Source organism: Streptomyces kebangsaanensis (genome assembly GCF_001906585.1).
In the GTDB taxonomy this organism is placed as follows: Bacteria; Actinomycetota; Actinomycetes; order Streptomycetales; family Streptomycetaceae; genus Streptomyces; species Streptomyces kebangsaanensis.
Map to the genome: position 1 here is coordinate 1 of NZ_JUJA01000020.1, position 5,173 is coordinate 5,173.

5 protein-coding genes are annotated in these 5,173 nt (G+C 71.0%); 3 read left to right on the forward strand and 2 right to left on the reverse strand.

Annotation, left to right across the window (positions count from 1 at the left end; all coding sequences use genetic code 11):
• A partial coding sequence (ispG, locus tag RH94_RS02155; RefSeq protein WP_073945982.1) for a flavodoxin-dependent (E)-4-hydroxy-3-methylbut-2-enyl-diphosphate synthase occupies positions 1-1,115 on the forward strand: 1,115 nt, incomplete at its 5' end.
• Between the two features lie 19 nt (positions 1,116-1,134).
• On the opposite strand, the gene RH94_RS02160 is transcribed toward ispG, so the two are convergent.
• Positions 1,135-2,988, reverse strand: a complete 1,854-nt coding sequence (locus RH94_RS02160) for a SpoIIE family protein phosphatase (protein ID WP_073945983.1) — start codon at positions 2,986-2,988, stop codon at positions 1,135-1,137.
• A 353-nt stretch (positions 2,989-3,341) separates the two neighbouring features.
• On the opposite strand from RH94_RS02160, the gene RH94_RS41110 reads away from it, so the two are divergent.
• Positions 3,342-3,638, forward strand: a complete 297-nt coding sequence (locus RH94_RS41110) for a hypothetical protein (protein ID WP_199880844.1) — start codon at positions 3,342-3,344, stop codon at positions 3,636-3,638.
• Here the strand turns inward: RH94_RS41110 and tnpA are convergent.
• On the reverse strand, positions 3,598-4,014 hold the full coding sequence (tnpA, locus tag RH94_RS02165; RefSeq protein WP_073945984.1) for an IS200/IS605 family transposase: 417 nt from the start codon (positions 4,012-4,014) through the stop codon (positions 3,598-3,600). The two genes, RH94_RS41110 and tnpA, sit on opposite strands and share 41 nt — an antisense overlap.
• 24 nt (positions 4,015-4,038) lie before the next feature.
• Between tnpA and RH94_RS02170 the strand changes: the two genes are divergently transcribed.
• Positions 4,039-5,173: RNA-guided endonuclease InsQ/TnpB family protein (locus RH94_RS02170; protein ID WP_073945699.1), on the forward strand; the 1,135-nt coding region annotated here is incomplete at its 3' end.

Genomic DNA, 5,173 nt, shown 5'->3' on the forward strand with positions numbered 1-5,173 from the left:
TCGCCGAGCGCCGCAAGAGCCGGCAGATCCAGGTCGGGTCCGTGGCGGTGGGCGGGGACGCGCCGGTGTCGGTGCAGTCGATGACGACGACCCGTACGTCGGACATCGGTGCCACGTTGCAGCAGATCGCCGAGTTGACGGCGTCGGGCTGTCAGATCGTGCGGGTGGCCTGTCCCACGCAGGACGACGCGGACGCGCTGGCGGTCATCGCGCGCAAGTCGCAGATCCCGGTGATCGCGGACATCCACTTCCAGCCCAAGTACGTGTTCGCCGCGATCGAGGCGGGCTGTGCGGCCGTCCGGGTCAACCCGGGCAACATCAAGCAGTTCGACGACAAGGTCAGGGAGATCGCCAAGGCGGCGAACGACCATGGCACGCCGATCCGGATCGGGGTCAACGCCGGGTCGCTGGACCGGCGGCTGCTGCAGAAGTACGGCAGGGCCACCCCGGAGGCGCTGGTGGAGTCGGCGCTGTGGGAGGCGTCGCTGTTCGAGGAGCACGACTTCCGGGACATCAAGATCTCCGTCAAGCACAACGACCCGGTGGTGATGGTCGAGGCCTACCGGCAGCTCGCCGCGAGCTGCGACTACCCGCTGCACCTGGGGGTCACCGAGGCCGGTCCGGCCTTCCAGGGCACCATCAAGTCGGCCGTCGCCTTCGGTGCGCTGCTCTCCCAGGGCATCGGCGACACCATCCGGGTGTCGCTGTCGGCGCCGCCGGTGGAGGAGATCAAGGTCGGCATCCAGATCCTGGAGTCGCTGAACCTGCGGCAGCGCGGCCTGGAGATCGTCTCCTGTCCGTCCTGCGGCCGTGCCCAGGTCGACGTCTACAAGCTGGCCGACGAGGTCACGGCCGGTCTGACCGGCATGGACGTGCCGCTGCGGGTGGCGGTGATGGGCTGTGTCGTCAACGGTCCGGGGGAGGCGCGGGAGGCCGACCTCGGGGTCGCCTCCGGCAACGGCAAGGGGCAGATCTTCGTCAAGGGCGAGGTCATCAAGACCGTCCCGGAGTCGAAGATCGTGGAGACCCTGATCGAGGAGGCCATGAAGATCGCCGAGCGGATGGAGGCCGACGGGGTGGCCTCCGGGGAGCCCTCGGTCTCCGTCGCGGGCTGAGGCCCGCGCCTCACAGCACTCACCCCTCCTGCCGCGGGTCGCGCGTGGTGTCCCGCACCCGGGCGTCCTGTCGACGGGAGCCGGGCGCGGCCCGGTTCGGCGCGGCCGGGCCGTACGGGGCCTGCGGGGGCGGTGGCGGCCGGTGGTCGCCGGGAGCGCCCGCGCCGGCCTCGGGCAGCCGCAGCGCCAGCAGGGCGGTGTCGTCGCCGCTGGGTGCGATACGGGTCAGCAGCTCGTCGCAGAACTCGTCCACGGTCCGGTGGGCCATCCGCCGGGCCAGGACAGAGGCATGGTGGCCGAGCTTGGCCATGCCGAGGTCGATCGGGCGGGTCCGGCTCTCCACCAGGCCGTCGGTGTAGAGCAGGAGGACGGACTCCGGAGGCAGGTCCTCCACCGCGTCGGGCCAGTTCAGGCCCAGGTTCAGGGTGGCGCTCATACCGATCAGCGGCCCGTGCCCGGCCGTCAGGAAACGTGCCTCGCCCTCGTGGGTGACCAGCAGCGGCGGGGGATGCCCGGCGTTGGCCCAGCGCAGCTGCCAGGGTCCGCCCTCGCGGCCCTCGATCCGGGCGAAGACGAGCGTGGCCATGGGGGCGTCGCTGGTGTTGGTCACCGCCTCGTCGACACGGCGCATGATCACGCTGGGCGGCTCCTCGTGGTCCCAGGCCAGTGCACGCAGCATGTTGCGGACCTCGGCCATGTGCGAGGCGGCCTCCAGATCGTGGCCGACCACGTCCCCGATGACCACGGCCAGGACGCCGCCGGAGAGAAGGAAGGCGTCGTACCAGTCGCCGCCGATCTCCATGGCGCTCTGCGCGGGCAGGTAGCGGGCGGCCATCCGCAGCCGGCCGACCTGCGGCAGCGGGGCGAGCAACTGGCGCTGCATGGTCTCGGCCACGTTCCGCTGCTCGTCGTAGAGCCGGGAGTTGTCCAACGCCAGTGCCAGGCGCCGGCCGATGTCGAGGAACAGCCGGATCTCGGCGTCGGTGTGCGGCTCGGACTCCCCGGCACGGGCCACGGTGAGCATGCCGTAGGACTGCCGCCGGGCGCGCAGCGACACCACGGTCGCCGAGTGGCCGCCGAGCCGTTCGAACAGTTTCCTGTGGGTGCCGGCAAGCGGGGCGTCCGGGTTCTCGAGCAGTTCCTTCGCGGTCAGCCGGACGGGATCGTCGCTGTTCATGACCCGTGTCACCGCCGCGCGGGTCTTCTCCGGCAGCGGCGGCAGCGGTCGCTCGAGCCACCTCGCCCGGTGCGGGCGGGTGGAGCTGCGGACGGCCCGCTCCAGGCCCGGGGGTCCCTCGCGGGCCAGGTCGACCACCGCCCAGTCGCCCATGGCCGGGACCAGCAGCCGCAGCAGCTTGCGCACCCTGGCGGAGGTCTCCAGGGTCGACATCAGCACCGCGGAGACCTCCGCGAGCAGGTTCAGCCGGGCGGTCAGTGCCTCCAGGGCCGCGGTGTGCGCGGCCATCCGGTCCGCATAGCCGCGGTGCTGGCTGAAGTCGTCGAAGTAGACCACCATTCCGGCCTGCCGCCCGGACAGCAGCAGGGGAGTGGCCGCCCAGATGATCGGCAGGACGGTGCCGTCGGCCCGCCGGAAGTGCTCCTCGCTGCCTTCCTCGGCGGCGCGGTTCCCGTACAGGGGGGCCAGCATCGCGCACCGCTCGCGCGGTATCGGGCCGCCGTCGGGGCGGCGGTGCAGCAGGCCGTGCGCGTCCTGGCCGAGCATCCGCTCCAGGGGCCGGCCGAGCAGCCGCTCGGCACACGGGTTGGCGTAGGTGATGCGCCCCGCCATGTCGACGGTGAAGACGCCCGCGCCCAGGTCGCGCAGGACCGCCTCGGGGAAGTCCGGAGCCAGGTCCTGACCGACCGTGCCCATGACAGTGCTCCCTCGTCCTGCCGGACATCCGTCCGGTGTCGTACCCACGACGATCGCCGCTTTCCCGAAACCACCGGATCAGCGGGTACCCCCGCTGCCGTGAACCGTGCGCCGCCGGCCGCGCGCGATGCCGCGCCCGACCGGGGCGCCCCGCACCGCCCCGTACGGCGTTCCCGGCCGCGGCGCACCCGCCCGCGAGGTCTGTCCCGGGCACCCGGACCTGCTACACATTCCTCTACGGCCTCCAACTCTCCTTCCAGCCCAAGGACGGCGGCGGCACACTCGCCAACTACCGGTACTTCTTCGCCGACCCGTACCTGCGCGAGGCCGTCCGGGGCACGATGAGGCTCGCCGTGCCGACCACCCTCGGCATGGTCCTCACCGCCGAGGGCCTGCTCGGCCACCTCGGCCTCAACGGCTGGCCGAACAAGACCCTGCACACCCTGGGTCTGACCGGCCATCCTCGCCAACTCGTCCACGACTGCTGGAGAGTCCTGGCCTCACTGCTGATCACCGGCTTCCCCTTCTCCTACCTGCTGACCGGTGATCTTGCGCGCAGGCCCCGTCCTTCAGGGCGGGGTCAGCGCATCCCTGGCCTGCGCCCGGCCGTCAGGCCGGGCGTCTTTGCTGTTCGATGTACTGCCGGATGATCGACAGCGGCGCGCCGCCGCAGGATGCCGCGAAGTACGACGGGGACCAGAAGTGCCCGTGCATGATCGCCCGGTTCGCGCGGCCGGTGAAGTCCCGGCGCAGGATGCGCGCGGACACGCCCTTGAGGCTGTTCACCAGCTTGGAGACGGCGACCTTGGGCGGGTAGTGCACGAGCAGGTGCACGTGGTCGTCCTCGCCGTTGAACTCCCTCAGCTCGGCCTCGAAGTCCTCGCACACCCTGCGCATGGTGTCCTCGCAGACCCTCAGCATCTCGTCGTCCAGGACGCCGCGCCGGTACTTCGTCACGAAGACCAAGTGCACGTGCATCGCAGAAACCACATGCCTGCCCCGCCGAAATTCTGCATCCGTACCCATAGACCAAATGGTACGGTCGTGGTTGTGCAGCTGAGGTACAACTTCCGCGTGTACCCCGAGCCCGGGCAGCGCGCCGCGCTGGCAAGGGCGTTCGGGTGCGCTCGCGTGGTCTTCAACGACGGGCTCCGCGCCCGGCAGGAAGCCCACGCGGCGGGGCTGCCGTACCTCAAGGACACCGACCTGCAAAAGCAGGTCGTCACCGCCGCCAAGCAGACCGAGGGGCGGGCCTGGCTCGGCGAGGTGTCCTCCGTGGTGCTGGTCCAGTCGCTGCGGGACCTGCACGCCGCGTACCGGAACTTCTTCGCCTCGCTCACCGGCAAACGCAAGGGCCCCAGGGTCGCCCCGCCCCGGTTCAAGTCCCGCAAGGACCGCAGACAGTCCATCCGGCTCACCGCGAACGGGTTCAGCATCCGGCCCAGCGGGCGCCTGTACGTGGCCAAGGTCGGCGACCTGCGGGTGAAGTGGTCCCGCACGCTGCCCTCGACTCCGACATCCGTCACCCTCACCATGGACGCGGCCGGCCGGTACTGGGCGTCGTTCGTCGTCGACACCACCCCGCAGATCCTTCCCGCGGCCGGGACGGACACAGGGATCGACCTCGGCCTGCACCACTTCGCGGTCCTCGCCGACGGCCGCAAGCTCGACTCCCCGAAGTTCCTGCGCCGGGCGGAGAAGAAGCTCAAGCGCATGCAGAAGGAGCTGAGCCGCAAGGCCAAGGGCAGCAACAACCGGGACAAGGCCCGAAGGAAGGTCGCACGCCAGCACGCCCGCGTGGCGGACCGGCGCCGGGACTGGCAGCACCAGCTCTCCACCCGCATCATCCGCGACAACCAAGCGGTGTACGTGGAGACGCTGTCCGCCAAGGGCCTGGGCCGCACCCGCCTCGCCAAGTCCGTCCACGACGCCGGATGGGCCCAGTTCGTCGGCATGCTGGAATACAAGGCCGTCAAGCACGGCCGGACCTTCGCCAGGGTCGACCGGTCGTTCCCGTCCTCCCAGACCTGTTCCGCCTGCGGATTCCGGGACGGGCCCAAGCCCCTCCACGTCCGCGCATGGACGTGCCGCAGCTGCGGCACCGCCCACGACCGGGACCACAACGCAGCGAAGAACGTCCTGTACGAAGGACGCCGGATCGTCGCCGCCGGACGGGCGGAGACGC

Bases quoted from the DNA above. Each gene is read 5' to 3' on its own strand.
- RH94_RS02160 (WP_073945983.1), bottom strand. From the start codon at position 2,988: ATGGGCACGGTCGGTCAGGACCTGGCTCCGGACTTCCCCGAGGCGGTC.
- tnpA (WP_073945984.1), bottom strand. From the start codon at position 4,014: ATGGGTACGGATGCAGAATTTCGGCGGGGCAGGCATGTGGTTTCTGCG.